Origin of the sequence: Borreliella americana (assembly GCF_021043605.1) — a bacterium.
GTDB classification, from domain to species: domain Bacteria; phylum Spirochaetota; class Spirochaetia; order Borreliales; family Borreliaceae; genus Borreliella; species Borreliella americana.
Genome location: NZ_JAJNFB010000042.1, coordinates 1 through 2,389, shown reverse-complemented (window position 1 = coordinate 2,389; position 2,389 = coordinate 1). Strand labels below are relative to the sequence as shown.

Genomic DNA, 2,389 nt, shown 5'->3' with positions numbered 1-2,389 from the left:
AGTTTTACTGGATGCGAAATATTTGAGGAAAAATCTTTTCCCATTAAAGAAAAAAGTAAATTAAGTAAGATAGATAAGAAATTACCAGGAATAAGCAGGCAAGAGTGTTTTAGATTTAATCGAAATATTGATTTTAGTGTGCAAAGAAACAAATTTGATAAATACGGAGCTAGTGAAGTAGGTAGTATTCTTTTTAGAGGTGCTAGGCTGAAAGATTTAATGATAAACAGAGTGCTTAAATATTTTAATATGAGCCTCTCTTTTGAAGAGAATTTATATATGCTCAAGGGCAAAGAGTTAGAGAATTTGTTAAAGCATACGGTGATAATATTGATGTTTTGTATAAAAATAAATATGCCAATGGTGATGATAAGTATAATTATTTCAAAAAAATGGGTAGTTTACAAACTTTAGTAGGCTCAACAATTGATGGCTGGTTTATAAACAGTAACGGCACCGTAGAGCTTTTAGAGATTAAAAGTAGCGACTCTAATTATATGAGTAGTGCTATTGTTGAGTACAATAAAAATGGCAATTTTTTAAATAGTAAACATTTTTTCAAATATTGTGTGCAAGCTCAAATGCAGATAGCATGTACTGGGATTGAGCATTGTAATTTGTTCTTTTTAGTTAAATTAAGGAAATTATTCATGTCCATAAAATCAGCCCCGCATAAGTGTTACTTTTGAGTTAAGTAAAAGTAATAAAAATATATAAAAATTACATTTTACATTTTACCAAAAACTAAAAATTTTAGTCAAATTGTGAAGTGTCTCATTGCATGCGAAATTTGGACTGTAGGATAGCTGTAGAAATGAGAAGTGGCAATTTTTGAGTGTGGCACACAAGAAAGGTAGAATACTTTGTGTAATATATAGCAAAGACTTTGAAATTTAATTTGTATGTGTTATGTAATCTCTTGTAGTAAGGAGGACACTTGCAATGGAGAAATTTTATGAGTTTGATTAAAATTACATTTTGGTTTTGTAACAATGTAATTCGAAATGTAACAAAATTAAATATTTAAACCTTTAAAAAAATGTAACTTTAGAGTCTTGAGATATCCTTATATTCGGGAGGATTATACTTATGAATAAAAAAATGTTTATTATTTGTGTTGTTTTTGCATTGATAAGTTCTTGCAAGAATGATGTAAGTAGTGGAGATTTAAAAAGTGTAAAGCAAAACTTAGAAAACGAATTAAAGGGATTTTTAGATACTCAAAATGGAACAAAAGAAAAAGAATTAGGTGTAGATTTTGAAAATCCTGGATTAGAAGTTGAGGAATTGTTAGAAGACATTATGCAGTTGCAAGAGCAAGTCGAAAGTAAAATAGCTCAAGGTGTTGATAAAGATCCGCAGTTAGCAGAAGAGATTGAAAAAAAAGTTAAAAAATTAAAGGAAAAAATACTGAAAAAAAATAAAAAGAAAAATAAAGATAAAAAGTAAAGAAAAAATAGAAGAACTTTAAATATTGTAAATATAGATTAGTAGTTGATATATAAATAAGTTAATAGTTTATGTTAATAAATTGTTAACTTATTGTATTATTTAGAGTAACCATTTGTTAATTTTACTGCTTTTAGGGAAATTATTTTGAAAAAAAATAAAAGGTCTTTTGATGATTATGTTGCTTATTTTAGAGAAGGATCCTTAAGTGATTCAGAAATAGCAGTTAAACTGGGAGTTTCTAGAGTAAATGTGTGGAGGATGAGACAAAAATGGGAGAGTGGAGAGGATTCTGATAATGAGAATTCTAGAGTAACAATTAGTGAAGATACTTTTGAACACCTTTTATCACAAACCTTTAGATCAGAAGTTAAAGCTAAGAAAGGTAAAGGAGAATTAGATTTAGAGCGAGCCAATTTAGAATTAGGGTTTATACGCTCATTTAAGCAATATTTTAGTGTTGAGCTTGCGGACATACGTACTAAAATAGACGATTTAAAAAAAACAAAACCTATAGCAAAAAAGGTCTATAATTAATATTCCAAGTTAAAAATGTAAATTTCAAAAAGGTTTTTCTTGCAAGAAAATATAATTTTGCAAGTATAAAAAGTAGTAATTATGACTAGAAAAAGGGACTATTAACATAGTGCCCCCTTTATTTTGGGGACTTTACTATGTAAACATATTGCTATGCTGCAAATATATAATCAAATTGTTTTTCTTTTTTTAACACACTAAAGAATATTAGTGGGCTAGCACCATAAATAGCCTTCTTAAACGACATAAACTTTTCAAAATCCTTTAACTCCTGCAATTTATCAATTTATTGTTTCTCTTGAAATAGTCTTTTATAATCTTCTCCCAATAGTTTATGTTCTTAAACTCTTTATTCTTATCAAAATACTTGATTAAATCAGTTTCAATTTTCTTGATATACTCA

General features: G+C 27.7%; 1 protein-coding gene and 3 pseudogenes. 3 read left to right on the top strand and 1 reads right to left on the bottom strand.

Features of this window, described 5'->3' with window-relative positions; translation table 11 throughout:
- The 3 genes and pseudogenes from LRB30_RS05685 to LRB30_RS05675 all read left to right on the top strand — a co-directional run.
- Positions 1 to 662 (top strand): annotated as a pseudogene (locus tag LRB30_RS05685) (DUF244 domain-containing protein); the annotation flags it as partial.
- 427 nt (positions 663 to 1,089) lie between these two features.
- On the top strand, positions 1,090 to 1,449 hold the full coding sequence (locus LRB30_RS05680) for a hypothetical protein (RefSeq protein ID WP_231013980.1): 360 nt from the start codon (positions 1,090 to 1,092) through the stop codon (positions 1,447 to 1,449).
- 147 nt (positions 1,450 to 1,596) lie between these two features.
- Positions 1,597 to 1,950 (top strand): annotated as a pseudogene (locus tag LRB30_RS05675) (DUF603 domain-containing protein); the annotation flags it as partial.
- 187 nt (positions 1,951 to 2,137) lie between these two features.
- Here LRB30_RS05675 and LRB30_RS05670 read toward each other — a convergent pair.
- A pseudogene (locus tag LRB30_RS05670) lies at positions 2,138 to 2,389 on the bottom strand (ERF family protein); the annotation flags it as partial.

What these genes read in the sequence shown, in the direction of transcription:
- LRB30_RS05680 (WP_231013980.1), top strand. Translation starts at nt 1,090, where the DNA reads ATGAATAAAAAAATGTTTATTATTTGTGTTGTTTTTGCATTGATAAGT.